This window comes from Rhizobium sp. 21-4511-3d, from assembly GCF_053522545.1.
Map to the genome: position 1 here is coordinate 36,806 of NZ_JBNWCF010000002.1, position 24,841 is coordinate 61,646.

The 24,841-nt window shown below is 62.0% G+C and carries 26 protein-coding genes and 1 pseudogene; 15 read left to right on the forward strand and 12 right to left on the reverse strand.

Annotation, left to right across the window (positions count from 1 at the left end):
• Positions 1-120: 120 nt before the first annotated feature.
• Both parE and ACQZ5H_RS06035 read left to right on the forward strand, forming a co-directional pair.
• Entirely contained in the window at positions 121-2,178 is a 2,058-nt protein-coding gene (parE, locus tag ACQZ5H_RS06030) for a DNA topoisomerase IV subunit B (protein WP_130278295.1), read from the forward strand.
• A 293-nt stretch (positions 2,179-2,471) separates the two neighbouring features.
• Positions 2,472-3,665 carry an AI-2E family transporter gene (locus ACQZ5H_RS06035; RefSeq protein ID WP_449097044.1) on the forward strand — a complete coding sequence of 398 codons (1,194 nt, stop codon included), beginning with the start codon at positions 2,472-2,474 and terminating at the stop codon, positions 3,663-3,665.
• Here the strand turns inward: ACQZ5H_RS06035 and ACQZ5H_RS06040 are convergent, their stop codons facing one another.
• Positions 3,666-4,124 (reverse strand): GNAT family N-acetyltransferase, encoded by a 459-nt coding sequence (locus tag ACQZ5H_RS06040; RefSeq protein WP_449097045.1) that lies wholly within the window; start codon positions 4,122-4,124, stop codon positions 3,666-3,668. It lies immediately after the preceding gene.
• Positions 4,125-4,238: 114 nt separating this feature from the next.
• On the opposite strand from ACQZ5H_RS06040, the gene ACQZ5H_RS06045 reads away from it, so the two are divergent.
• Positions 4,239-4,652, forward strand: coding sequence for a hypothetical protein (locus tag ACQZ5H_RS06045; protein WP_449097046.1), 414 nt, complete (start codon positions 4,239-4,241; stop codon positions 4,650-4,652).
• On the opposite strand, the gene ACQZ5H_RS06050 is transcribed toward ACQZ5H_RS06045, so the two are convergent.
• The 3 genes from ACQZ5H_RS06050 to ACQZ5H_RS06060 form a co-directional block, all read right to left on the reverse strand.
• Positions 4,649-5,788: a DUF2336 domain-containing protein gene (locus ACQZ5H_RS06050; RefSeq protein ID WP_413709523.1), complete on the reverse strand. Its 1,140-nt coding sequence runs from the start codon at positions 5,786-5,788 to the stop codon at positions 4,649-4,651. The genes ACQZ5H_RS06045 and ACQZ5H_RS06050 overlap by 4 nt on opposite strands.
• 113 nt (positions 5,789-5,901) lie before the next feature.
• Positions 5,902-6,507 (reverse strand): flavin reductase family protein, encoded by a 606-nt coding sequence (locus tag ACQZ5H_RS06055; protein ID WP_449097047.1) that lies wholly within the window; start codon positions 6,505-6,507, stop codon positions 5,902-5,904.
• Positions 6,507-7,091 (reverse strand): nitroreductase family protein, encoded by a 585-nt coding sequence (locus ACQZ5H_RS06060; protein WP_413709524.1) that lies wholly within the window; start codon positions 7,089-7,091, stop codon positions 6,507-6,509. The genes ACQZ5H_RS06055 and ACQZ5H_RS06060 overlap by 1 nt, the downstream gene beginning before the upstream one ends.
• A gap of 113 nt (positions 7,092-7,204) precedes the next feature.
• Here ACQZ5H_RS06060 and ACQZ5H_RS06065 point away from each other — a divergent pair, with 113 nt between their 5' ends.
• The gene (locus tag ACQZ5H_RS06065) at positions 7,205-8,305 is read left to right on the forward strand and encodes a hypothetical protein (protein WP_112716289.1); all 1,101 of its coding nucleotides are present in this window, start codon (positions 7,205-7,207) and stop codon (positions 8,303-8,305) included.
• 182 nt (positions 8,306-8,487) lie between these two features.
• Positions 8,488-8,700, forward strand: coding sequence for a hypothetical protein (locus ACQZ5H_RS06070; RefSeq protein WP_130278289.1), 213 nt, complete (start codon positions 8,488-8,490; stop codon positions 8,698-8,700).
• 67 nt (positions 8,701-8,767) lie between these two features.
• On the opposite strand, the gene thrS is transcribed toward ACQZ5H_RS06070, so the two are convergent.
• The 4 genes from thrS to ACQZ5H_RS06090 form a co-directional block, all read right to left on the reverse strand.
• Entirely contained in the window at positions 8,768-10,774 is a 2,007-nt protein-coding gene (thrS, locus tag ACQZ5H_RS06075) for a threonine--tRNA ligase (RefSeq protein ID WP_449097048.1), read from the reverse strand.
• A 127-nt stretch (positions 10,775-10,901) separates the two neighbouring features.
• Positions 10,902-11,426: a DUF1697 domain-containing protein gene (locus tag ACQZ5H_RS06080; RefSeq protein ID WP_449097049.1), complete on the reverse strand. Its 525-nt coding sequence runs from the start codon at positions 11,424-11,426 to the stop codon at positions 10,902-10,904.
• Complete coding sequence (gene yidD / locus ACQZ5H_RS06085; RefSeq protein WP_449097050.1) at positions 11,423-11,815, reverse strand: membrane protein insertion efficiency factor YidD; 393 nt, start codon at positions 11,813-11,815, stop codon at positions 11,423-11,425. Before yidD ends, ACQZ5H_RS06080 begins: the two co-directional genes overlap by 4 nt.
• A gap of 4 nt (positions 11,816-11,819) precedes the next feature.
• Complete coding sequence (locus ACQZ5H_RS06090) at positions 11,820-12,266, reverse strand: iron-sulfur cluster assembly scaffold protein (protein ID WP_112716299.1); 447 nt, start codon at positions 12,264-12,266, stop codon at positions 11,820-11,822.
• 301 nt (positions 12,267-12,567) lie between these two features.
• Between ACQZ5H_RS06090 and folE the strand changes: the two genes are divergently transcribed.
• The 3 genes from folE to ACQZ5H_RS06105 all read left to right on the forward strand — a co-directional run bounded on the left by folE (position 12,568) and on the right by ACQZ5H_RS06105 (position 14,753).
• A complete protein-coding gene (gene folE / locus ACQZ5H_RS06095) occupies positions 12,568-13,182 on the forward strand; it encodes a GTP cyclohydrolase I FolE (protein ID WP_112716301.1) in 615 nt (204 codons plus the stop codon).
• A gap of 26 nt (positions 13,183-13,208) precedes the next feature.
• The gene (hisI, locus tag ACQZ5H_RS06100; protein ID WP_130278283.1) at positions 13,209-13,661 is read left to right on the forward strand and encodes a phosphoribosyl-AMP cyclohydrolase; all 453 of its coding nucleotides are present in this window, start codon (positions 13,209-13,211) and stop codon (positions 13,659-13,661) included.
• A gap of 117 nt (positions 13,662-13,778) precedes the next feature.
• On the forward strand, positions 13,779-14,753 hold the full coding sequence (locus ACQZ5H_RS06105; RefSeq protein WP_112716305.1) for a patatin-like phospholipase family protein: 975 nt from the start codon (positions 13,779-13,781) through the stop codon (positions 14,751-14,753).
• Positions 14,754-14,771: 18 nt separating this feature from the next.
• On the opposite strand, the gene ACQZ5H_RS06110 is transcribed toward ACQZ5H_RS06105, so the two are convergent.
• Together ACQZ5H_RS06110 and ACQZ5H_RS06115 are read right to left on the reverse strand one after the other, a co-directional pair.
• Positions 14,772-15,206: a CBS domain-containing protein gene (locus ACQZ5H_RS06110; RefSeq protein WP_112716307.1), complete on the reverse strand. Its 435-nt coding sequence runs from the start codon at positions 15,204-15,206 to the stop codon at positions 14,772-14,774.
• 103 nt (positions 15,207-15,309) lie between these two features.
• Positions 15,310-16,077 carry a rhomboid family intramembrane serine protease gene (locus ACQZ5H_RS06115; protein ID WP_449097051.1) on the reverse strand — a complete coding sequence of 256 codons (768 nt, stop codon included), beginning with the start codon at positions 16,075-16,077 and terminating at the stop codon, positions 15,310-15,312.
• Between the two features lie 297 nt (positions 16,078-16,374).
• Here ACQZ5H_RS06115 and ACQZ5H_RS06120 point away from each other — a divergent pair, with 297 nt between their 5' ends.
• From ACQZ5H_RS06120 to ACQZ5H_RS06150, 7 genes and pseudogenes are all read left to right on the forward strand, one after another.
• On the forward strand, positions 16,375-16,983 hold the full coding sequence (locus ACQZ5H_RS06120; protein WP_413709530.1) for a PAS domain-containing protein: 609 nt from the start codon (positions 16,375-16,377) through the stop codon (positions 16,981-16,983).
• Positions 16,984-17,106: 123 nt separating this feature from the next.
• Complete coding sequence (locus ACQZ5H_RS06125) at positions 17,107-17,715, forward strand: PilZ domain-containing protein (RefSeq protein ID WP_112716313.1); 609 nt, start codon at positions 17,107-17,109, stop codon at positions 17,713-17,715.
• 63 nt (positions 17,716-17,778) lie between these two features.
• Complete coding sequence (gene pip / locus ACQZ5H_RS06130; RefSeq protein WP_449097052.1) at positions 17,779-18,738, forward strand: prolyl aminopeptidase; 960 nt, start codon at positions 17,779-17,781, stop codon at positions 18,736-18,738.
• 381 nt (positions 18,739-19,119) lie between these two features.
• Positions 19,120-19,719: a transglutaminase-like cysteine peptidase gene (locus tag ACQZ5H_RS06135; protein WP_112716317.1), complete on the forward strand. Its 600-nt coding sequence runs from the start codon at positions 19,120-19,122 to the stop codon at positions 19,717-19,719.
• A 222-nt stretch (positions 19,720-19,941) separates the two neighbouring features.
• Positions 19,942-20,720 (forward strand): annotated as a pseudogene (locus ACQZ5H_RS06140) (hypothetical protein).
• Positions 20,721-20,841: 121 nt separating this feature from the next.
• Positions 20,842-22,353 (forward strand): D-alanyl-D-alanine carboxypeptidase, encoded by a 1,512-nt coding sequence (locus tag ACQZ5H_RS06145; RefSeq protein ID WP_449097053.1) that lies wholly within the window; start codon positions 20,842-20,844, stop codon positions 22,351-22,353.
• A 112-nt stretch (positions 22,354-22,465) separates the two neighbouring features.
• Positions 22,466-22,744, forward strand: a complete 279-nt coding sequence (locus ACQZ5H_RS06150; protein WP_112716323.1) for a hypothetical protein — start codon at positions 22,466-22,468, stop codon at positions 22,742-22,744.
• Positions 22,745-22,748: 4 nt separating this feature from the next.
• On the opposite strand, the gene ACQZ5H_RS06155 is transcribed toward ACQZ5H_RS06150, so the two are convergent.
• Together ACQZ5H_RS06155 and ACQZ5H_RS06160 are read right to left on the reverse strand one after the other, a co-directional pair.
• A complete protein-coding gene (locus ACQZ5H_RS06155) occupies positions 22,749-23,186 on the reverse strand; it encodes a DUF1489 family protein (RefSeq protein ID WP_112716862.1) in 438 nt (145 codons plus the stop codon).
• Between the two features lie 61 nt (positions 23,187-23,247).
• A complete protein-coding gene (locus ACQZ5H_RS06160; RefSeq protein WP_130278277.1) occupies positions 23,248-24,654 on the reverse strand; it encodes an L-serine ammonia-lyase in 1,407 nt (468 codons plus the stop codon).
• Positions 24,655-24,841: the final 187 nt, after the last annotated feature.

The window sequence follows — 24,841 nt, forward strand, 5'->3', positions numbered from 1 at the left end:
TAACGAGGCGCTTTCTGGCAAAATCTGCCTGATTCGCAAACGTGACATCAAATGCGGTGATTTTGGGTCACGCCCCGGCGGACGTGCCGCCCGAACAGGATTGAAGATCTGAACGACTCCATGGAAGACAGCAACGACCTCTTCTCCGGAATGCCTCTCGCGCCCAAGCAGGAAGAGGCACCCAAGCCAGCTCCCGCCCCTGCCGCGGCCCCCGCGGCAACGGCACGCCCTGCCCCGGCAACATCGAATGGCGACGATTACGGCGCCTCGTCGATCCGTGTCCTCGAGGGCCTTGAACCGGTGCGCATGCGCCCCGGCATGTATATCGGCGGCACCGACGAAAAGGCGCTGCACCACCTCTTCGCCGAAGTCATCGACAACGCGATGGACGAAGCGGTTGCTGGTCACGCCAATTTCATCGAGGTTCATCTCGATCTCCAGGGTTACCTGACCGTCACCGATAACGGCCGCGGCATCCCGGTCGAGAACCATCCGCAGGTTCCCGGCAAGTCGACGCTCGAAGTCATCATGACCAAGCTCCATGCCGGCGGTAAGTTCGACGGCAAGGCCTACGAGACCTCGGGCGGTCTGCACGGCGTCGGCGTTTCGGTCGTCAACGCGCTGTCGGATGATCTGGAAGTCGAGGTCGCCCGCAATCGCAAACTCTACCGCCAGCGCTTCTCGCGCGGCCTGCCGCAGGGCGGGCTCGAGGATCTCGGCGATGTTCACAATCGCCGCGGCACCCGCGTACGCTTCCATCCCGATCCGCAGATCTTCGGCGATCATGCCAAGTTCGATGGCGCCCGCGTCTTCCGCATGGCGCGCTCGAAGGCCTATCTTTTCGGCGGCGTCGAAATCCGCTGGAGCTGTGACGACGGCGTTCTGCCCGAGGGTTCTGATGTTCCGAACAAGGCGGTCTTCCATTTCCCCGGTGGCCTGAAGGACTATCTCCAGGCAACGATGGGCAAGGAATTCACCGTCACCCGCGAAATCTTCGCCGGCAAGTCGGAGAAGGCAAGCGGCCATGGTTCGCTCGAATGGGCGATCACTTGGTACGGCGGCGACCCGCAGGTCCATTCCTACTGTAACACCATCCCGACGCCCGAAGGCGGCACGCATGAGGCGGGTCTTCGTATCGCGCTCACCAAGGGCCTCAAGGCCTATGCCGACCTGACACAGAACAAGCGCGCCGCGCAGATCACCACCGATGACGTGATGATCTCGGCCGTCGGCATGCTCTCGGTCTTCATCCGCGAGCCGGAATTCGTCGGCCAGACAAAGGACAAGCTGGCGACCGTCGAGGCCCAGCGCATCGTCGAAAATGCGCTTCGCGACCCCTTCGACCACTATCTCGCCGATAACCCGAACGAGGCGGCCAAGCTGCTCGACTGGGTCATCGAGCGCGCCGAAGAGCGCCTTCGCCGCCGCAAGGAAAAGGAAGTCAACCGCAAGACCGCCGTGCGCAAGCTGCGCCTGCCCGGCAAGCTTGCCGACTGCTCGCAGAACACCGCCCAGGGCGCCGAGCTCTTCATCGTCGAGGGTGACTCGGCAGGTGGCTCCGCCAAGCAGGCGCGCAACCGCGCCAATCAAGCGATCCTGCCGCTGCGCGGCAAGATCCTCAATGTCGCCAGCGCCGGCCGCGAAAAGCTCGGTGCCAACCAGCAGCTCTCCGATCTCGTCCAGGCGCTCGGCTGCGGCACCCGCTCGAAATACCGCGAGGAAGATCTCCGCTACGAGCGCGTCATCGTCATGACCGACGCCGACGTCGACGGCGCGCATATCGCTTCGCTGCTGATCACCTTTTTCTACCAGGAAATGCCGGAGCTCGTGCGCGGCGGTCACCTGTTCCTCGCCGTTCCGCCACTCTACAAGATCAGCCAGGGCGCCAAGTCGGCCTATGCTCGCGACGACGCCCATCGCGCCGAACTGATCGCCACAGAGTTCAAGGGCAAGAAGGTCGAGATCAGCCGCTTCAAAGGTCTCGGCGAAATGCTGCCGGCACAGCTCAAGGAAACGACGATGGATCCGAGCAAGCGCACGATGCTGCGCGTGCTGATCGACGAAGTCGATTTCGAAGGCACCCGCACGGCCGTCGACGATCTCATGGGCACGAAGCCGGAAGCTCGCTTCCGCTTCATCCAGGATCGCGCCGCCTTCGCCGATAATCTCGACATCTGAGACATAGCCTTCAGGGCTCTCGAAACAGCGCGACGGTTCTGTCCGTCGCGCTGTTTTCGTTTGGCGTTTCCATGCCGTTGCGATTTCTCGTTGCATAGCCTGCATGATCTTTTGTCCGGCGATCAACACTCTGGCAGGAAATTGCCGTCACACTGCCTTCAGCACGAAGCGCTATGCCAACCGCGGCATGGTCCTTGGCGCGACCGGACCAACGGGTATTTCCTGGCCGAAATGCTTGCGTCCGGTGGCACGATGGCCCATATCCGTGGTTGAGAAGAAAAGCAGGGAACGACGTGAGCCTCTCGAATAAAAACAAACTGCCAGGCGAGCCGCGGTGGCTTGGTCCGTCCGCGCCTGCCCGCACGCCTCTCATTCCCTCGATTTCGGCTGCCCGCTGGCTTCTGATTCTGATCGTCGCGGCCGGCGTCTATTTCTTTTACGGCTTCGTCGTCCCGGTTCTCGCCGCGCTGGTCATCGGCTTTGCCAGCTGGCCGCTCTATCGCAAGCTGCTGGCGCGCGTCGGCGGCAATACCACCGTTGCGGCGACGGTGGCGATCATCCTGATCGTCACGTTCCTGGTCATCCCGATCGTCTTTGCCGTCACCTATACGACGGGCGAAGTGCGCGAATGGGTCGCCTGGGCGATCCGCGCCAACCGCATGGGCGCCCCGACCCCGCAATGGATCCTCGCCCTGCCCTTCGCCGGTCCCTACATCGACGAGCTCTGGACGAAATATATCGGCAGCCCGGGCTCGATGGGTGAAGTCATCCAGGCCGTCAGCGGCGCCAATATCGGCAACATCTACCGTGCGGTGCTTGCCGCCGGCGGCGCCTCGTTCCACCTGCTGCTGACGCTGCTCTTCATGCTGATCGCGCTGTTCTTCGTCTATCGCGATGGCGCGTCCTTCTCGAAACAGATCGACATGCTCGGCGAGCGCATTCTGCCGAACCGCTGGGAGCGCATTTCCCGCGTCGTGCCGGCAACCATCAGCTCGACCGTCATGGGCATGACGCTGATCGCCATCGGCGAAGGCATCGTGCTGGGCATCGCCTACTGGATCGCCGGCGTCCCCTCGCCTGTCACGCTCGGCGTGCTGACGGGCATCATGGCGCTGATCCCGGGCGGCGCGCCGCTCTCCTTCTCGCTGGTCTCCGTCTATCTTGTCGCCAGCGGCTCGCATTTCGCCGGCGCCGGACTCTTCATCTGGGGCAGCGTCGAACTCTTCATCGTCGACAAGACACTCCGTCCCAAGCTGGTCGGCGGTCCGATCAAGCTGCCCTTCCTGCCGACCTTCTTCGGCCTCGTCGGTGGCGTGAAGACCATGGGCTTCCTCGGTCTCTTCATCGGCCCGGTGCTGATGGCTCTGCTCGTGGCCATCTGGCGCGAATGGATGCACGAGGTCCGCACCTCGGATCAGACCGCTACCGGCCCCGAAATCATCATCGACGAACAGGCACCGCCCTCGCAGCGCGCCGCCGACGGCTGATCAGCCGAGCCGCTTTTCCATGAACAGGCTGAGCGGATCCGGCTGGTAGGATCCGAACGGCCCGATCTCCACATAGCCATACTTGCGGTACAGCCCGATCGCTTCGGGCTGGCGGATGCCGGTCTCGAGCTGGATTGCGGCGAGCCCGCGCCTCCTTGCCTGTGTCTCGAGTTCATGCATCAGCTGGCTCGCCACTCGCAGCCCGCGCGCTTGCGGATCGACAAACATCCGCTTGATCTCGGCGGTGCCGTCACCCGCCTCGACGAGCGCCACGCAGCCGACGACGGCGCCGTCATGGCGCGCCGCGAAGAAGCTCACCGAAGGCTTCTCCAGCGTCGAGAGATCGACGAGATGGTTGCTCTCGGCCGGATAGAGCGAGGCCGCATAGGCATCCGACAGGTCGAGCAGGCGCACGACCTCAGGCTGGCGCGGCGATTCGAGGGCGATGGCAACGGTCATGCGGCTCCTGCTTTCCCGGCTGGCTTGCATGACGAAATGGTAATGCAGCCGCCTTTATTCCGTTGGAATTGGAACGTCTAAGATCATCAGTTTCAATAGCCAGGGATCCCGGATATGCAAGCCGTCCTCATCGCCATGACCATCTTCGGGTGCAACGATTCCGTCACCCAATGCAATTACGTGGCGACGGTCGACAAGCACTGGCAGACGGTGGCGATGTGCGATGCCGAATCGGAAAAGCAGCTGATGGGCTTCACTAACGCCAAGTATCCGACGGTTATCGCCGTCTGCGAGGAACCCAAGCCCGTAACCGCTCCCGAGACGGCGAAGCTTGAAGCGCAGGCAACGGCCGCGGCCCCAGCCGCCGAACAGCCGCAGCCAACCGGCCTTCGCGCCTACGCTATAAGGGTTGCCGAGCGCGTCCGCGCCGGCCTGCCGACAGGAGAAGGCATCAAGGCGACACTCGCCAAGCCCGTTCATTTCGTTTCGAATGGATATTCCTGGGTCGCCCAGCGGCTTACCAACTAGGCGGCGACGAGCGCTGCTTGCGAGGCATAGGCGCGCGCCGACTGACGCTGCTCGGCGATGTGCAGCTTCTCGACCATGTCGAGTAGCTCCTTGACGGCGTCATGGGCGCCGTGATGGCGGAAGCGTTCGAGCAGCCGTCCGCAGATCGTAGAAAGCATCGTGCCCGAAGCCTTGCGCGACGCCTCGCGCCAGAGCAGCGTCGCCTCGACGAAAATGGTGCTGATCTCGCGGGTTAGCCCCGCGGTCTCGTAGAGAGCCCGGACCGCATGCATACGGCCGGTCGCCAGGATCGAGCGGACCCGCTTTTCACTGCAGCCCGTCAGGTTGACGACGGCGCTTGCGAAGAAATCGACCTTCCCAGAGCATAGCGCATGCATCAGGAAGGACGGTGTCAGATGGCCGTGGACGCGCAGATGCTCCACAAGGTCGTCAATCTCACGCGGCTGGATCTCTCCGGCGATCGACACGACGGCAGACTGCGTCGCCTCGCGGCTGATACGCTGCAGGCGGTTGATGCCGATGGCGGCCTGCGCGAGCGGCAGCGCCACAAGCGCATTGCTGACATGCTGCGTCAGAAGCTGGCGGGCATCGGCCGGCAAGCTGTCGCGATCGAGCAGCAGATTGCGGATATCGCAGCAGTCGCCGAGCCGTTCGGCAATACGCTTCAGGGAAAGCGGCGCGATCGCAGCGCCCTCGTTTTCCAGAAGGCAGAGAACGTCCTCCTCCCCACCGACTTCGGCAAGGGCGGCGCAGACGGCCCGCGATACCGCGCTGCGTGCAGCGATCAGCATACGCGTCACGTCGCTGCCGCGGCCGGCCAGGTCGACCAGATCGGCATCGGTCAGGAGCGGCGAGCAGGTAACGGCATGGCAGGCAATTTCAGGCTGGTCTTCGGCAAGTGCCAGGATCAGCGACCGCGGCGCCTCGCCGGACCAGGCGATGGCTTCGGCAAGGGCAAGGCGAACTTTCGGCGAGGGATCGTCGAGCAGGAAGGTCATCGCCATCTCGGCGGCCTTACGCTCTTCAGGCTGCATCTCGGACTGGAGATAGGCCCGGCCAAGGGCGCTGGCCGCTCGTGCCCGGTCTCCGGACTTGGCGGTTTCGACCCAGCGAAGGAATGCCTCTACAATCACCATTACGCCCCAGTCTGCGGAACGTGATTCCTTCACGTTCCTCTTGTTCTGAGAACGCTACCGGCAAATGGTTTATGATTGGTTCACCATATTCATTAACCCTTGCGGGCGCAGGTTCAAGGCATCTTGGGGCGCATCAGTTCGAAAACGTCGCTGCCTTCGGCATAGTCCATATAGCCCATGCGCGCCACCGGCCGGGCGATCGCCATGTCGAGACGGCCCTCGCGGATGATCGTCTCATCGATGTGGATACCGACGACTTCACCGATCACCATGACATTCTCGGAGGGCTCACCGGACAGGCCCCTCGGCTCGATGATCTCGGTGACCTTGCACTCCAGCACCGCAAATGCCTCGGCGACGTAGGGCGCGTCGACGATCTCCCCCTGCTTGGCCGTCAGCCCGGAGAATTCGAACTCGTTGACGCCATAAGGTACGGTCGCGGACGACAAGTTCATCTGGTCGATCAGATTACGGCTGACGAAACTGCAGGTGAAGACACCGGTCTCGCGGGCATTCTGCTGGCTGTGCTTGCGCCCGCTGGAAGAAAACATCACCAGCTTGGGGCGATCCGAAATCGCATTGAAGAAGGAATATGGGCCGAGGTTCAGCGAACCATCCGTGCCCTTGGTGCCGATCCAGCCGATCGGCCGCGGCGCGACGATCGCCTTGAAGGGATCGTGCGCCAGCCCATGCTTGTTGGTATCGGTCGGGTAGAACATCACGTGTCTCCGCCGACCCAGGTGACGGTCTCGGTCAGTTCCGGACGCGGCCGCTCGACCGGCGGAAACTCGGACGAACCCATATGGATGAAGCCAGCGACCTTCTCGCCCGGCTGGACGCCGAGCAGCGGATAGGCGCGCTCGTCGAAGGCAAACCATTCCGTCAGCCAGTTCGCCACCCAGCCATGCGCATTGGCGGCGAAGATCACGTTGAGGCAAAGTGCGCCCGCCGACATCACCTGTTCCCATTCCGGGATCTTGAAATGCGGGCCTGCCTTGCTGACGATCGCGACGACAACAGGAGCGCGCGTGAAGCGCGTCCGCTCGACCTGGATCATTTCGTCGGAGAGATCAGGCTTGGCTTCGAGCGCGAGCTTCAGAAGCTCCTCGCCGATCCGCACCCGCTCTTCGCCGCGATAGACGATGAAGCGCCAGGGGGCGAGCTTGCCGTGATCGGGAACGCGCGACGACAGGCGGAGGATTTCCTCGATCTCGGCCTTCTCGGGACCCGGCTCGCACATCTGGAACGCGGGGATGGAGCGGCGCACGTTGAGGTAATCGATCAGCTTGATATCGGATTTCATGCGGGAGAAACTTTCAATTTCGGGACAGCGAGGGGGATGGGTCTTGAATTTGCCATCGGGTTGGTCTTGAAGTGGCCCCTGTGATTTCTAAAGTCAATCTGTCCAGGAAACACATGACCGGCATTTTGCCATTCGCGCGGCTCGCCCTTGCGCTTGCACTGGTGATCGCCTCGCCGTTTTCGGCGGGCGCGCAGGAAGCGTTCAAGGACTTCAAGCAGCTCGACACGACGTCCAAGATGCCGAAGCTCAACGCCTTCATCGCGCCGGGCACGACGCCTCCGGGCGCCCTGCTGCATGAAGTGCCGATGGAGGCCAAGCTGACGGCCGACGGCCAGCCGGTCGAGGACGGTCTTTCCTGGTATGTCTTCAGCCCGATTGCCGGCGCCGATGGCAAGTTGCCGCTGATCGCCAGCGCCAAGGGCGGTTCGGCCGCCTTCCAGCTCGCCCCCGGCGACTATTTCGTCAACGTCTCCTTCGGCCGCGCCGGTGTCACCAAGAAGGTCAACGTTCCCGATAGCGGCGCCGTCGACAAGCAGGTCATGGTGCTCGATGCCGGCGGACTGCTGCTCAATGCCGTCTCCGGTTCCGACGTTCGCATCCGCCCGGAGCAATTGAGCTTCTCGATCTATTCCTCCGAAGTGCGCGACGACGGTGAGCGCGGCCTGGTCATGGCCGACGTTTCGCCGAACACCGTCGTGCGCCTCAATGCCGGCACCTATCACGTCGTCTCTGAATATGGCGACGTCAACGCCGTCATCCGCGCCGACATCCAGGTCGAGGCCGGCAAGCTGACCGAGGCGACGATCCAGCACCGCGCCGCGCAGATCACCTTCAAACTCGTCTCGGAAGCCGGTGGCGAAGCGATCGCCGATACGGCCTGGTCGATCCTGACGGCGGCCGGCGACAGCGTCGGCGAAAGCGTCAGCGCCTTCCCGACCATGGTTCTGGCCGAAGGCGAATATTCCGCCGTCGCCCGTAACAAGGACAAGATCTACCAGCGCGACTTCAAGGTCGCAGCCGGAAAGAATACCGATGTCGAAGTTCTCATGAAGGACGTTCAGCCGCAGGAGCCGGACAGCGCTGCGACCACCGTCCAGCCCGAGCCGCAGCCGGCGGCTGCGGGCGAGCCACCGCAGAACTCCGCCCAGGCACCGCTCCCGTCCTACGACCAGCTCGTTCCGAGCAGCGGATCGGACGGCGCAGACGCCGATTGACCGGCCGTTCGCCTCGTCTGAACGGAGCATTCCCCTCGCCCATCCCGATGATCAGCGCATAGCCCGCGCCCCGCGTCGCCGCATCCGATTAGGCGAATGGAAGCCTGTATCCGGACATGCGATGGTTGCGCGTACGGAGGGGTTCCGTATCGAGAAGTCATGCCGAACGAAGGAGGTGTCCCATGCGGACCATCTGCGCGGCATTGACGATGTGTATCGCGCTCGCGCTCTGTGCGCCGAGTGTCAAGTACGTCAGTTTGCCCGGATATGCCTTCAAGACCGACCCGAAATGCATGCGGACGGTATCGAAGGCCAAGTTTGACCGCAAATGCGATTGGCCGAAGTTGGGGATCAAGGATTTCACGCCGCCAAGCGTCACCGTTCTCGGAATATGAAAATCAAAGGGGCGGCCCTCTCGCGAGCGCCGCCCCTTTTTCATCTGTTTGCTTCAAGCGGAAGCGATCAGGCAGCCTTGGCCTTCTTCGCTTCGATCTTGCGGCGCACATCCGGCGGCGTCGCTTCCCAGGTCAGGCTTTCGATCGCCGCATCGAGCGTCATCGAGGTCTGTTCCTGGCTGCCGAGACGGCGGATGTTGACGGTGCGCTCTTCCGCTTCCTTCTTGCCGCAGACGATGATCACAGGAACTTTCGTTACGGAATGTTCGCGGACCTTGTAGTTGATCTTCTCGTTACGGAAGTCGGTCGATACGTTCAGACCGGCGTCACGCAGCGCATCGGCAACTTCCTGGCCGTAGCCATCGGCTTCAGAGGTGATGGTTGCGACGACGATCTGCTGCGGCGCGATCCAGAGCGGCATATGACCGGCGAAGTTCTCGATCAGGATGCCGAGGAAGCGCTCCATCGAGCCGCAGATGGCGCGATGGATCATCACCGGCTGGGTCTTCTCCGAATTGCTGTCGATGTAGAAGGCACCGAAGCGTTCCGGCAGGTTGAAGTCGACCTGCGTCGTGCCGCACTGCCATTCACGGCCGATGGCATCCTTCAGGGTATATTCGAACTTCGGACCGTAGAAGGCGCCCTCACCCGGCAGGATGCCGGTCTTGATGCGTCCCTCGGACTGCGCCTCGATCGTCTTCAGCACGTCCATCATCACGCTTTCGGCGCGATCCCAGAGGGCATCGGTGCCGACGCGCTTTTCCGGGCGGGTGGAGAGCTTGACGACGATCTCCTTGAAGCCGAAGTCCTCGTAGACCGAGAGGATCAGGTCGTTGATGCGCAGGCATTCCGCCGCCATCTGCTCGTCGGTGCAGAACACATGCGCGTCGTCCTGCGTGAAGCCGCGCACGCGCATCAGGCCATGCAGAGCGCCCGAGGCCTCGTAACGGTGCACGTTGCCGAACTCGGCGAGACGGATCGGCAGTTCGCGGTAGGATTTCAGGCCATGCTTGAAGATCTGCACGTGACCCGGGCAGTTCATAGGCTTCAGCGCGAAGATGCGGTTATCCGCTTCCTTGTCTTCCGGATGCGTGAAGGCATAGGCCGACTTCACCGCAAACATGTTCTCCTGGTACCAGCCCCAGTGACCGGAAGTCTCCCAGAGCGAGGCATCGAGAACCTGCGGCGCGTTGACCTCTTCATAGGTGCCGGCCAGGCGGCGGCGCATATAGGCGGTCAGCGACTGGAACATCCGCCAGCCCTTGCCATGCCAGAAAACGACGCCCGGACCCTCTTCCTGGAAATGGAACAGGTCCATTTCGCGGCCGAGCTTGCGGTGATCGCGCTTCTCGGCTTCGGCGAGGATATGCAGGTAGTTGTCGAGTTCCGACTGCTCGGCGAAAGCCGTGCCGTAGATACGCGACAGCATGGCGTTGTTGCTGTCGCCACGCCAGTAGGCACCGGCAACCTTCATCAGCTTGAAGGCCGTGCCGATCTGACCGGTCGACGCCATATGCGGGCCGCGGCAGAGGTCGAACCAGTCGCCCTGATAGTAGATCTTCAGATCCTGGCCTTCAGGAATCGCATCGACGAGCTCGACCTTGTACTGCTCGCCCTTGGCGGCAAATACTTCCTTGGCCTTTTCACGCGACCAGACCTGCTTGGTGAAGGGCGCGTTGCGGGCGATGATCTCCTTCATCTTCTTTTCGATCTTCGGCAGATCGTCAGGCGTGAAGGGCTCGTTCTTGGCGAAGTCGTAATAGAAGCCGTTCTCGATCACCGGACCGATGGTGACCTGCGTGCCGGGCCAGAGTTCCTGCACGGCTTCGGCCATGACGTGGGCGGCATCGTGGCGGATCAGCTCCAGCGCGCGCTCATCGCTGCGCGTGATGATCTCGATCTTGCCGTCGACGACGGGATCGGACAGGTCGCGCACAACGCCGTCGATCGCGATCGCGACGGACTTCTTGGCCAGCGACTTGGAAATGGATTCGGCAACGTCCTTGCCGGTCGTGCCGGTCGCAAATTCGCGTACATTGCCATCAGGGAAAGTCAGGGAAACGGATTGGGACATATCGATATTCTCCTTGTCCAGTCCCGCCAACGAATGCGGGTGGTTGCAAATGAAGCGAGAGCGTCCGTACGCAAGCGCTGCCGCGTGATAGTCGGATTTGGTCTTTTAGTAAAGGATGAGCGGGCTGCTAGATGAGATCGGCAATGCCCCGAACGGTGTTCCAGTTGCGCAGCGTACCCACGCCCATCCGCTTGGTCGTCAGCGCCGACAACAGCTTCCACTCACTCGGCTTTCCGGCAAAATCGATCCAGAGATCGCCATCGACAAGCGCCAGCCGCTGGCTCGGATCGGCATAGGGCTTCAGCTTTTCGAATGCCGGCCGCTCAAGCGCCGCGCGCATCACCCGGATGATCACCTGACTGCCCTCGCCATCCGTAAACGGATTCGATCGCGCCAGCCGCTGCCAGCTCGTGCCTGTTCGAGCAATGATATCGACCGGCTTGCCGTACCTTTCGCGAAAGGCAGCCTCCAGCTTGGCTTCTATTTCACCAGGCGGTGACTCCGGCGTTTCGAAGACGATATTGCCGGTCGAAACCAGCGTGCGTGGATTGCGGTAGCCGAGCGAGGATGCCATGTCGCGCAAATCCGCCATCACCACCCGCTTGCCGGGCGCGATGACGATGCTGTGCAGCAGCGCGACGTAGGTCGTCATGCGGCCTTCCGGCCAAACGCCAAGTAGCGCCACGGCGTCCACCAATGGAACCGCTTTTCGAGCGCCTCGGGCACCGGATCGAGCCCGCTCGTGCCACCCGGGCCGCAACGCCCGACGCGAAACAGCGTCATCCAGCCCCCGGCCCACAGGCCATGCCGGGCGACAGCCTCGTAGCCATATTCGGAGCAGGTTGGAATATGCCGGCAGGAATTGCCGATGAAGCCTGAAAGCGTCAGCTGGTAGAGGCGGATGAAACCCATACCGAACAGCCGGCCGGGCGTCTTCGAAAAGCGGCCCGAATAGTTTCGCGAAAAGCGCTTGGCCTTCGGCGGGGGAGCCGCGGCACCGCCTTCGTCTTCATCATGCTGAAGGGCGCAGAATTCGCACATCGGCTCAGGCGTCCGCCATCTCGGCGCGCTTCGCCTCGATCTGGCCGATCGCATCGACGACGGCATCGAAGGTGAGCATGGTGGAGGCGTGGCGGGCCTTGTAATCCTTGACCGGACGCAGGTAGCGCATCTCCTCGAAACGGCCCTCCGGCCCCTCGCCGTCAGCCTTCAACATGGCGAGCATGTCCTCGCGCGCCTTGCGCAACTCGGCGGCAGTGGCGCCGACGACATGGCGCGCCATCACCGATGAGGATGCCTGGCCAAGGGCGCAGGCTTTGACGTCATGGGCGAAGTCGCTGACGGTATCGCCGTCCATCTTCAGCCAGATCTTCACCTTGGAACCACAGAGCTTCGAATGCGCCTGGGCGCTGGCATCGGCATCATCGAGACTGCCGATACGCGGAATATTGCCCGCAAATTCGAGGATTTTGCTGTTGTAGATCTCGTCCATGATCAATTCCGCTCCAGAGTTCCGCGGACCGGCTCGCTTGGTGGCCATTGTATCTTAAACAAAAAACACACCGTGTCGTGTTAGGATACTTACATGAAGACGCTGTCTTCCTATATGTATGTCGTTCGAGGGCCACGAAAATGCAATGGCCCCCGGTAAGTTTGATTGGGAAACCGTGCCGGAAGGGCCATCGCCCCGAAAGCCCCGGAGCCTGCCAAAGGTGCAAAAATTCCTGAAGGGAATACCAGTGGCGAGTCCGAAGACGGGTCCGCATGACAGCGGATCAGGAGACTTGAACAGTATGGACGCCATCGTAAAGAATTTTCCGAACAACAGCCGCGATTCCAACCGCCCCACCCAAAAGGAAGCCGAAGAGGCCGTCCGCACCCTGCTCCGCTGGGCGGGCGACGATCCGGCACGCGAAGGCCTGCTCGACACCCCCTCGCGTGTCGCCAAGGCCTATCGTGAACTCTTCGCCGGCTATGACATGGACGCCGAAGACGTTCTCGGCCGCACCTTCGAGGAGGTCGCCGGCTATGACGACATGGTGCTGGTGAAGGACATTCCGTTCTTCTCGCATTGCGAACATCACATGGTGCCGATCATCGGCAAGGCGCATGTGGCCTACCTACCGGACGGCAAGGTGCTCGGTCTCTCGAAGATCGCCCGCACCGTCGAGATCTTCGGCCGCCGCCTGCAGACCCAGGAAACCATGACGGCGCAGATATCGAAAGCGATCGACGAAACGCTCCGTCCGCGCGGTGTCGCGGTCATGATCGAAGCCGAACATATGTGCATGGCGATGCGCGGTGTGCAGAAGCAGGGTTCGACCACATTGACGACAACCTTTACTGGGACCTTCAAGTCCGAGCCCGCCGAACAGGCGCGATTCATGTCCATGGTACGGGGCCGCTGATCCGGCTCCATAGAGAGAGCCGATCGATGACGCCCTTCGCCTTCAACGCGCCTTCAGACGACAAATCCGAGCTCGAGGACGCGGGGGACTTCACCCCGCGCTTCGACGATCGCGGCCTGATCACCGCCATCGTCACGGACATCAACGACGGCGAGCTGCTGATGGTGGCGCATATGAACGCCCAGGCGCTGGCGCTGACCATCCAGACCGGCAAGGCCCACTATTTCAGCCGCTCGCGCGGCAAGCTCTGGCTGAAGGGTGAAACGTCGGGCAATGTCCAGACGGTCAGGGAGATCCGTACCGATTGCGATCAGGATGCCATCTGGCTGAAAGTAGAGGTCGCCGGTCACGACGCGACATGCCATACTGGCCGCCGTTCCTGTTTTTACCGCACCGTATCGCTGCAGGATGGAAAGCCGATGCTCGACATCGTCGATGACGAGCGCCATTTCGACCCGGCTGACGTCTACAAGAAATAGCGCAAAACTGGGGCATTTTGCCTCTTATTGGGTCAGTTTCGCCCGCTATATACGATTTGGAAAGGGAAGAGGGACACAGTTAGAAGACCACAGTGTTCTGCCGGGAGGAGGCACGCCATGCTGAACTGGAGTTTGCACCGTCAAGGCTCTGAGGCTGGCACATCCGACTCCGGTGCATCTTCCACATTGCCCGACATGACCGTTCCGCCTATCTCGCCCCTGCCCCAGAAGAAAGCCAAGATCGCTCTCGCGCTCGGCGGCGGTGCTGCGCGCGGCTGGGCCCATATCGGCGTGCTGCGCGCGCTCGATGAAGCCGGCATCGAGATCGGCATGATCGCCGGCACCTCGATCGGCGCCCTTGTCGGCGGCTGCTACCTCGCCGGAAAGCTCGACGAACTCGAAGAATTCGCCCGCTCGCTGACCATGCGCCGCATCGCCAGCCTGCTCGATCTGACGATCGGCGGCAGCGGCCTGTTCGGCGGCATGCGGCTGACGAAGCGCATGGCCGAGCATCTGGAAGGGCTGAATATCGAGGATCTCGACCGACCCTTCGTCGCAGTCGCGGCAGAGGTCAATACCGGCCACGAGGTCTGGATTTCGAACGGCTCGCTGATCACGGCGCTGCGCGCTTCTTACGCCCTGCCCGGCATCTTCGAGCCGATCCGCAGCAACAACCGAACGCTGGTCGACGGCGCGCTCGTCAATCCTGTCCCGGTCTCCGTCTGCCGCAGCTACGAGCAGCCGCTGGTCTGCGCCGTCAACCTGAATTACGACCTCTTCGGCCGCTCGGCCGTCGTCAAGCACAATGCCGGGCTGACGGCACAGGAAGTGCAGAAGCGCGAGGAAACGCCCTATACGCGCCTCGGCATGACCGGCGTCATGGTCCAGGCCTTCAACATCATCCAGGACAGGATTTCGCGCGCCCGCCTCGCCGGCGATCCGCCGGACATTTCGCTGCATCCGCGGCTCAGCGATATCGGGCTGTCCGAGTTCCATCGCGCCGGTGAAGCAATCGAGCGCGGCTACGAGGAAGCCTCTATCAGGCTTCCCGAACTCAAGAGAATGCAGGAAGTGTTCGCCGGCCACGGCTGATGGCGGCCGGCAATCTTTTTACCCTGCGATATAGGCTTTGATTTCTTCGGCCTCGCGCTCGACTTCCGCAATGCGGGTCTTCACCACGTCACCGATCGAAATGATCCCGGCAAGCTTGCCGTTGGTTTCGACGGGAACATGGCGAAAGCGCTTGCTGGTCATCAGCTCCATCAGTTCGTTGACCGTCGATTCTTCATGGCAGCGGAAAACCTTCGATGTCATCAGCGAAGCCACCGGCTGATCGAGACAGTCCTTGCCGGACTTGGCAATCGCATTGACGACGTCACGTTCGGTGAAGATGCCGGAAATCTTTCCCTGCACCCCGACTACGACGATCGCGCCGATTTTCTTCTGGCTAAGCACCTTGGCAGCCTCCGCGACGGTCGTGTTCGGACCGGCCGTGACGACGTCGCGGCCCTTTAGATCGAGGATGGCCTTTACGGTATTGGACATTCACAACCTCCTATGTCGTAAGTGGAAACACTATACTGTTCACAGGCATCCGCGGCGGTCTCTCCTCCCAGCGCGGATCAGTTGGAATGGTGCACTTCAACGCTCAAGATTGCAATACGGCCGGTTCCTCGGGCTCCTCGTCCGAAGGCGGTAGAGCCCGGTCGAAAAGCGGAAACAGGAAGAATCCGAAGACGAAGCCGCCGATATGCGCATCCCAGGCGATCGCCTGGCTGCCGTCACCGATCAGCGGCACGCCGACGGCGATCAGCGCATTGCCGAACAGCCAGAACAGCGTGAAGACGATGACGGTGCGGCTGCGGAAAGTCTCGGCGATCGACAGCCGCGGATTGAGATGCGCCGGCACGCCGGCCCGCGCCTGAGCCGGGAAGGCAAAGCGGCAGGCCGCGCCCATCAGGCCGGAAATCACCCCCGAAGCGCCGATCAGCAAGGTTGGATCGCCCCAGTTCAACGCGGCATGAAGTGCAGCCGAGGCGATGGAGGAGAGCACCCAGAAAGCCAGATAGCGGGCGACACCGATTCGCCGGATCACCGGCGCACCGAAGGCCATCAGCCACAGGCCGTTGAAGAGGATATGTTCGATGCTGCCGTGGAGCAGCGAATAGGTCACCGGGCTCCAGAGCCACTCCAGCCCCTGCTCCGTAAGCGGCATGACATAGCGGGCGGGGATGAAGCCGAAGGTGACGAGCAGCCATTCGACAGCCTGATCGGAAAGAACCAGCGTCTGGACGGCATAGATGATGGCGAGCAGCGCGAGCGTCGCGACGAGAATGCCCGGCAGATTGAAGATCGGCTCTCGCTTTGGAATCCGTTCTCCCTCGTTGACCTGCCGTCCCGCCGATTGATCGTCCATCTTTGCCCTCGCCTTTGAAGGCCAAAGCCTTACAGGAGCGCCGGGCAAAAAAAAAGCCGTCCGGAAGAACCGGACGGCGGCCGAGCGTCCCCCGGGAATGACCCCGTGCCCGATGAGCTTGTGTGCTGAACTTCGTTGCCGAAGTGATGAGCGACAGTCCCATGAAGCCTGCGCCAGCACAATCGAAACCCTTCTTTAACCTTAACGGCTCCGAACTGGCATGAAACCCGCAGAGTAACCCTCAGATGGGCCATGAAGGCCCGTTTCTGGACTGTAATGAAACAGATTGGGTGTCCCGTGCGTCATCAGACCGTCATCGATGTTTACGACTACTGGAACCGCTTGCGCGGCGCCGGCGAAGCGCCGTTGAAGTCGCAGATCGAGCCGTCCAGTTTGGGTCACTTCCTGCCGAGCCTTTTCATCCTGGAAAAGAGCGGCGACGACATCATCACTTTCCGCCTCGCGGGAGCCAAGATTTCTGACCTGTTCGGCCGCGATCTGCGCGACGAAAGCTTCTCGGATCTCTTCGGCGATGGCTATAGCGCGACGATCGAAGCCACCATTGCCGGCGCCATGCGCCACACGATGCCTGCCCTGATCAATGCCACCGGTTATAGCACCGCCGGCCATCGCGCCGCTTTCGAGATCGCGCTCATGCCGCTGCGCTCGGAAGATGGTCACTGCGAGCGGATGCTTGGCGTCATCGCCGCGATGACTGTCGCGACCTGGCTCGAAGTCGTGCCGCTTGACTTCCTGGTTCTCGATCGCTGCCGGGCGTTGCGCAGCTTCCAGGGGGCACCCGACGGCGTCTGGCCCGCCGCTCCGCGCACGCCGCGCCAGCAAGGCTTGGCCGGAATTCTCGGCCGCGTCGTCTCTTCGTTCCGTCCTGGTTCAAGCGCCCGCTGACTGTCCCGGAACGATACAACCGGAACCCATTCCGGAAGCTGTAATCAGGGGCAGTCAGACAACCTTCTGTTAATGTGTTGCGGGTAATGATCCCAGCATATCATTTTATAAAGAAGCGCTTTCATGCACTCGTTCCAGCAAGCCCAGACGCAGAGAGCGCCGCGCCCTGAACAGGGTGTTTTTCAGCGCGTGCCCATCAATATGCAGGGCCGCCTGATGCTTGCGAATTACGAAGAGTACGAATGCATGGTCATCGACATGTCGCCGGGCGATATGTACGTCACCTGCATCGGCCGCCCCCGCTCCAATGAACGCGTCGTCGCCTATATCGACCATCTTGGCCGCGTCGAAGGTCATGTTCAGACGGTGGATGCCCGCGGCTTCACGATGTCGATCAATGCGACCGAGCGTAAGCGCGAAAAGCTTGCCGCGCAGCTGACCTGGCTTGCCAACAAGCACGAGCTCGGCCTGCCGGAAGACCGCCGCCACGACCGTCTGACGCCGCGCGAGACGAAGAGCGAACTGACGCTCGAAGACGGCACGCGTTATGTCTGCCGCATCATGGACCTTTCGCTGTCCGGCGCTGCCGTCGATGTCGAAGCACGTCCGCCGCTCGGCTCCGCCGTCCGCCTCGGCAATATGCGCGGCCGTGTGGTCCGCCACTTCTCCGAAGGCGTGGCGCTGGAGTTCCTGTCGCTTCAGTCGCGGGAGACGCTGCGCGAATTTCTCTGAGACGTCATCGTCCTGTCACCGTCGTCGACGAATACAGCCGCCTTGCAAAAGGCGGTTTTTTTGATGGCTGAGCCATTTCCCGACATCGAGCCCTATGACCACGGCATGCTGGATACCGGCGACGGCAACCGGCTCTATTGGGAATGCTGCGGCAATCCGGACGGCATTCCTGCTCTGGTTCTCCACGGCGGACCCGGATCCGGCTGCTCGACCGGAGCGCGCCGCTATTTCGATCCGTCGGTCTACCGCATCATCCTCTTGGATCAGCGCAACTGCGGCCGCAGCCTGCCGAATGCGGCTGATCAGGATTGCGACCTCTCCGGCAACACGACCTGGCATCTGGTCGCCGACATCGAGCGGCTGCGTGCCTATCTCGGCGTCAAACGATTCGTGCTGTTCGGAAATTCCTGGGGCACGACGCTCGCGCTCGCCTATGCAGAGTCGCATCCCCGCCACGTCGCCGCCATGGTGCTTGCCGGTATCACGACCACCCGCCGCTCCGAGATCGACTGGCTCTGCACCGGGATGGCGCGGTTCTTCCCATGCGAATACGCCGATTTCACGCAGTCGATCCCGGACGATCTCGACCCTCTCGCCTATTATCACGCCCTGCTCAATAGCACCGATCCGGCCGAACGGCAGGCTGCCGCCGTCGCGTGGCATCGTTGGGAGGCGGCCTCGATCCTGCTTGCCGACCCGAACGGCTTGCCGCGCCGCTGGGCGGATGCCCGCTACCTGCTGACCCGTGCGCGGATCGTCACACATTATTTCCACCACGATGCATGGCTTTCCGACCGGCATCTGCTGCAGGGTGCCGCAGCGCTTGCCGGTATACCGGGAATCCTGATCCAGGGGCGCTTCGATTTCGAGGCACCACTGGTTACGGCTTGGGAATTGCACCAATCCTGGCCAGGCAGCGAGCTTGTCATCGTCGAAAATGCCGCCCATTCGACTGACAACGCTGGCATTTCCGCCGAAATCGTCGCGGCCACCGCAAAAATTCTGCATTTTCTCAAAAAATAATTTTGGCGCTGCAACGTCTGAAATCGCTGTTTTCAGCCGTTTTCACCGCTCTACCTGAGCGATTCCGCATCTTCGGACACCTCAGCAGGCACCTCCCGAAATCACCCAATTCGTAACGAAATCGTAAATCCGGCCTGCGTCGCGTTAAGACTTTCGCCGGAATAGCGCCATTCCGGCACAGAAGACCTATCCCGGAATGGAACAATTTTACTCAAATTCGCCTCGAATTTTCTGCGTCTTTTATGCGCATTCGAGTCAAATATTCTTCAAGTTTTCCGCGCTTTTGAATCAACTAAGCACTTAATTTTACTGCGTAATTTTGCGTGAGATAAAATCGTGCGTGTCATTGTCCTCCCAACAAACGGGGAGACTACAAAGACAATGTTCAACGCAATCAAGGGCGCCTTTATCGCCACTGTAATGATGATCACGATGACGGGCCCAGGACAGGCGGCGCCCGGCAGCATGACACTCGCAGGCAACGCCAGCCCGCCGATCGGCGCCTACCAGTTCTGCAAGGAGAACCCGGCAGACTGCAGCAATCCCGCCGGCGACGCCGGTCCGCTGCTTCTGACCGAAGATCGCTGGAAGCAGGTCCTCAAGATCAACTACCAGGTCAATTCCTCGATCCAGCCGATGACCGACATGGAAATCTACGGCGTCGAAGAGCGCTGGGCCTATCCGCGCACCGTCGGCGACTGTGAAGACTATGCGCTGCTGAAGCGCAAGCTGCTGATCGATGCCGGCGTATCGCCTTCCGACCTGCTGATGACCGTCGTGCTGCAGCCGAATGGCGAAGGCCACGCCGTGCTCACCGTCCGCACCGATCATGGCGACTTCATTCTCGATAACATGCGCAACAAGGTCATGCTCTGGGCCGACACCGAATACACCTACCTCAAGCGTCAGTCTTCGGATGATCCGAATCGCTGGATGAAGCTTCAGGATGGCCGTGCGGTTGCCGTCGGTAGCGTTCGCTAACACCTGAAATACCCCGCCGGCCAGTCCGGCGGGCCAAGGCTAGGCTCCGGTCAGTCCCCCGCATCCCCGTCCCCGACCGGCGCCCCAGAGCCGCTCCCGCTGTCCCGGGAGCGGCTCGCCTCTTTTGTAGGGCAGAGCCGCCCTTTGGTTAATGCGATATTAACCACCCTCGCCCGATCATGCCGGTAGATTCATCACTGACACCGGCGGCTCACGTTTCTCTTGCGGCGGTCAACGACTGAAGATCCGCCATGAGCCATCCCGCTTCCAATGTTGCCGCGGAAGAGACGCCGCTTCTCTCCAATGGTTTCCTGATCAAGCTAACTGCTGTCGTCGCCGTCCTGGCGCTGCTGACGGTGGCGATCAGCTTTGGCGGACGCTGGTTCGGCCGCCACATCACGCTTGCCGGCAATAGCGACAGCACCGCAGCTGTCAGCATCACCATCGGCCGCGACACCCTGAACCTTTCCGAAAACACTCTGCGATTCCCGAGCCAGCGTCACGGCGGCGTCGCCGAGCGCGCCGATCTCTATCTCACCTGGCCGGAAATGCAGGGCTACACCAAGGAACAGCGCGCCCGCTTCGATGACGTCGCGCAATCCTCTGGCCTGATCTTCCTGCAGATCACCCAGAGCACCATGTCGCGCGACATGTCGGGGCGCATCGAGCCGATCTACACGCATCTGATGGATGGCGCAGCCGCTCCCTATGCCGATGGCCTGACTTTGCACCGCCTGCGCGCCGACGCCGGCTATAGCGGCGAGGTGCTGCTGACGGCAGCGCGCGAGAACGCCCCCGATTACGCCGTGCGCTGCGTCCTGCCCGACTCACCCGAGGCGGCCACCAGCGGCGACTGCCAGCGCGATATCAAGGTCGGCAAGGATCTGAGCGTGCTCTACCGATTCTCCAGCCGTCATTTGAACGATTGGGACCATATTGATGCCGCTATTCGCACCTTTGTGGAGGCGCGCCTTGCGACCCGTTCTGCAACAAGCCGCTAAAATGCAGCTTGGTGGCGAAAGAAACGATTAATCATAAACGGATTGGTAACTCAGCCCCGGTAACTTCCGAAGACAACGGTCGGCGCGGAGGGGCGCGCGATCCGGTTCAAAACTGTCAGAAATGCAAGCGAAGAGTGAAATAGTGTCAAGGTCAGCCTCCTCCGTTGTTCCGTCCCGGTCCGGCCATTTTCTGGTGAAGATGATTACGGCGCTCGCAATCGCCACTGCGGCCTTCCTGGCCGAGTCGGTCACTGCCGAGGCCGAGGCTGCCAATCCGAAATATGCCGGTATCGTCGTTGACGCCAAGACCGGCAATGTCCTCTACAGCGAGAACGCCGATCGCCTTCAGTATCCGGCATCGCTGACGAAGATGATGACGCTGTACATGACCTTCGAGGCGCTCGAACAGGGGCGCATCGCGCTCGATACGCGCGTTCCCTTCTCCCCGCATGCATCGGCCCAGGCGCCGACCAAGCTCGGCGTTCGCGCTGGCGGTTCGATCACCGTCGAACAGGGCATTCTCGGCCTCGTGACGCTCTCTGCCAATGACGCGGCAACCGCGCTTGGCGAGCTTCTCGGCGGCGGCAGCGAAGACCGCTTCGCGCAGATGATGACGGCAAAGGCTCATGCGCTCGGCATGACGCGCACCACCTATCGCAACGCCAACGGCCTGCCGAATACCGCGCAGATGACGACGGCCCGCGACCAGGCCCGCCTCGGCATCGCGCTTCGCCAGCACTTCCCGCAATACTACGGCTATTTCGCCACGCAGAGCTTCAAGTTCGGCACCCGCACCATCCGCAGCCATAACCGCCTCGTTGGCTCTGTCCGCGGCGTCGACGGCATCAAGACCGGCTATACCCGCGCTGCAGGCTTCAATCTCGTCAGCTCGGTGCAGGACGAAGGCCGCTCGATCGTCGGCGTTGTCATGGGTGGTGCTTCGACCCCTGCCCGCGACAACCAGATGCGCAAGCTGATCGCAGCCTACCTGCCGAAGGCTTCCACCCGCGGCGGTTCCAAGCTGATCGCCGAGCCGGCCCCGACCCGCGCTCCCGAGATCCCGGTCGCAGCAGCTTCCGAAATCGATCTGCCGCATACCGCTCCGGCACCGGCCGCCCGTTACGAAGTCGCCGCCGCGCAGACCGCCTACACCGATACGCCTGCCGTCAAGTCCGAGAACCCGCTGGTCGCAGCACAGCCGGCAGAGATGCCGCAGCCGACCAAGGTCAAGACCGTCGCGATCAAGGGCAATGTCGCGGTTCCCACGCCTGCTCCCGCCTATATGCCGGAACAGCCTGAAGAGAATTCCGTTGATCAGCTGACGACCGCTTCGGTTCCCGCTGCCAAGGCCGCTGCAACGCCTGCTGCCGTCGCCGAGAAGGGTCCGGCTGGCTGGGTTGTCCAGATCGGCGTTTCCTCCAGCAAGGATGCCGCTATGGACCTCCTGGAAAATGCCAAGACCAAGGGCGGCAAGGCTCTGCGTTCGGCCAAGCCCTTCGCCGTCGCCTATGCCAATGACGGCGAACAGATTTACCGCGCTCGCTTCGGTGGTTTCGACGACCAGCGCGATGCGGTCAATGCCTGCAAGGCGCTGAAGCGCGCAGGCGTCAAATGCTGGGCAGCTGCCCAATGATCTCTCCGGTGCCGGCAGTTCTGTTTCTGACGGCACCGTTCACGGCAGGGCCGGTGTATGCGGCTCCCGCCGAAATTCGTGACCTCGATTGTTAGTGCGTACGGGGAATATTATGGCGATCAATGGAAATGTACCGGGCTTTCCGCCCGAAGCACGCGCAGCAGGAAAGCCTGCCCGCATCGGGCTGCATCCGCTTCATGAGGCAGCTCTGCGCCTCGCCGAAATCGGCCTGCAGAAGCCGCGCGCCAAGTCTGCCAAGACCAAGGATCTGATCAATCTGCTGCTCTGCCATGGCGCGCGCGCCTGGCGCTATTCGCAGCCGGAAGCCCGCATCCACCTGCATGTGACATGCCCGGGTGGCAAATCGCCTGTAATGCTGCGCCTGCGCTGATCGCTTAAAGCAGTCCAAGCTCCGAAAGCTCGCGGCGCAAGTCCGCGGGCATTTCTGCGACACCGGCGCCAAGGCTCATCATGTCGCGCGGGATATCTTCTTCCGGGTAGTAGCGCCATCCCTGAAAGGCCCGCTTCGGCTGAACGGCGGTTTCGATCACCTCCGGGCCGAGAACGAGATGGCAGCGGCCAATTCCCTCGCCATCCGTGAATGTCTCGATCCCCAGCAGCTTCTGCCGCGCCTGAACCTGACCCTTGATCACCCAATAGAGCGAACCGCCGTCGAGCAGTTCATCGACGCGCTTCGGGACCATGCGGGTGGTGTGGACGGAATGCGGTTCCAGGCCCGCGGCGATCGCCCGGAGCGAACGCTCGGCGACCCATTCGCGCAGATCCTCGATCGAGTCTGCGCCGACGCATAATTTGATGAGATGCAATGCCATGCTGGTGTTGAAATCCTTTTGACCGGCAGCGTCAAGCGCTACCGGCCGCAAGTCCACAAACTCAGCATTCCACGACGTTGACGGCCAAACCTCCGGTGGAGGTTTCCTTGTACTTCTCGCTCATGTCGTATCCGGTCTGGCGCATCGTCTCGATGCAGGCATCGAGCGGCACGAAATGCTGGCCGTCGCCCTTGATCGCCAGCGACGCCGCCGTGACCGCCTTGACGGCGCCGAGCGCGTTGCGCTCGATGCAGGGAACCTGCACGAGACCGGCGACTGGATCGCAGGTCATGCCGAGATGGTGCTCGAGCGCGATTTCAGCGGCGTTCTCGATCTGGGCGGGCGTCGCCCCCATGACCGCAGCAAGCCCCGCAGCCGCCATCGCAGCCGCCGAACCCACCTCGCCCTGACAGCCGACTTCGGCGCCGGAGATCGAGGCATTGTGCTTGATGATGCCGCCAACGGCGGCCGCCGTCAGCAGGTAGTCGCGAATGCCGTTCTGGTCCCAGTCGTCGTGGAAATGCTCGTAGTAACGGATCGTCGCGGGAATGACACCGGCTGCGCCATTGGTCGGCGCGGTCACGACGCGGCCACCGGCGGCATTCTCTTCGTTAACGGCCATCGCATAGACGCTCAGCCAGTCGTTGGCGAGCAGCGGATTGATCCGGTTGCTGCGCCACTCCTCCTGCAGCTTGTCATGGATCTGCCGTGCACGGCGGCGCACCTTCAGGCCACCCGGCATGATGCCGTCGACCTTCAGCCCACGCTCGATGCAGGAGCGCATCGCATCCCAGATCCGGTCGAGGCCGGCATCGAGCTCTTCGCGGCTGCGCTGGCTCTCTTCGTTGGCACGCTTCATCTGCGCGATGGTGAGACCGGAGCGATCCGCCATCTCGAGCATCTGCGCTGCCGTCGCGAAGGGATAGGGAACCTTGGTGGCGCCGGCGACAGCCTTCTTCTTCGCGCGCATCTGCTCGAGCTCGGTATCGGTGACGACGAAGCCGCCGCCGACAGAATAGTAGATCCGCTTCAGCAGCAGGCGCTCGTCCTTGTCGAAGGCCGAGAAGATCATGCCATTGGCATGACCGGGCAGCGTCTGCTTCTTGTCGAAGATCAGGTCGTTCTTCGGCAGGAAGAAATAGGCGGGATGGCCGGGCGGCGTGATCCGGCCGGAGCGCTCCACCTGATCGATGATGCCGTCCATCTTGTCGGGATCGACGCTATCCGGCGCCTCGCCCATCAGGCCGAGGATAACCGCCCTGCCCGTTCCGTGGCCGATACCGGTATAGGCGAGCGAGCCGTGCAGGCTGGCCTTGATCGAAGCAACCTGCGCGCCCGACGACGGCCGCGGCCATTCGTTCGACAGGATGAGGTCGAGGAAGCGGTTGGCCGCCGACATCGGCCCCATCGTGTGCGAGCTCGAAGGCCCGACGCCGATCTTGAATACATCGAATACCGAAAGGAACATGCCTGCTTCCCAATAATGAAATTCTGCCGAGACTAACCCCGGTCACGATCTGCCGCATGCGGCGGACCGACATCGCGTTTGACCGGCGCGACACCACCGATCACATGGATTTAATGCCTGCGGCCCGCTTGCGAAAGCCCGTCCATGCGGAAATCGCCGCCAAGCAACCGTTGTGGCGATTGCAGCA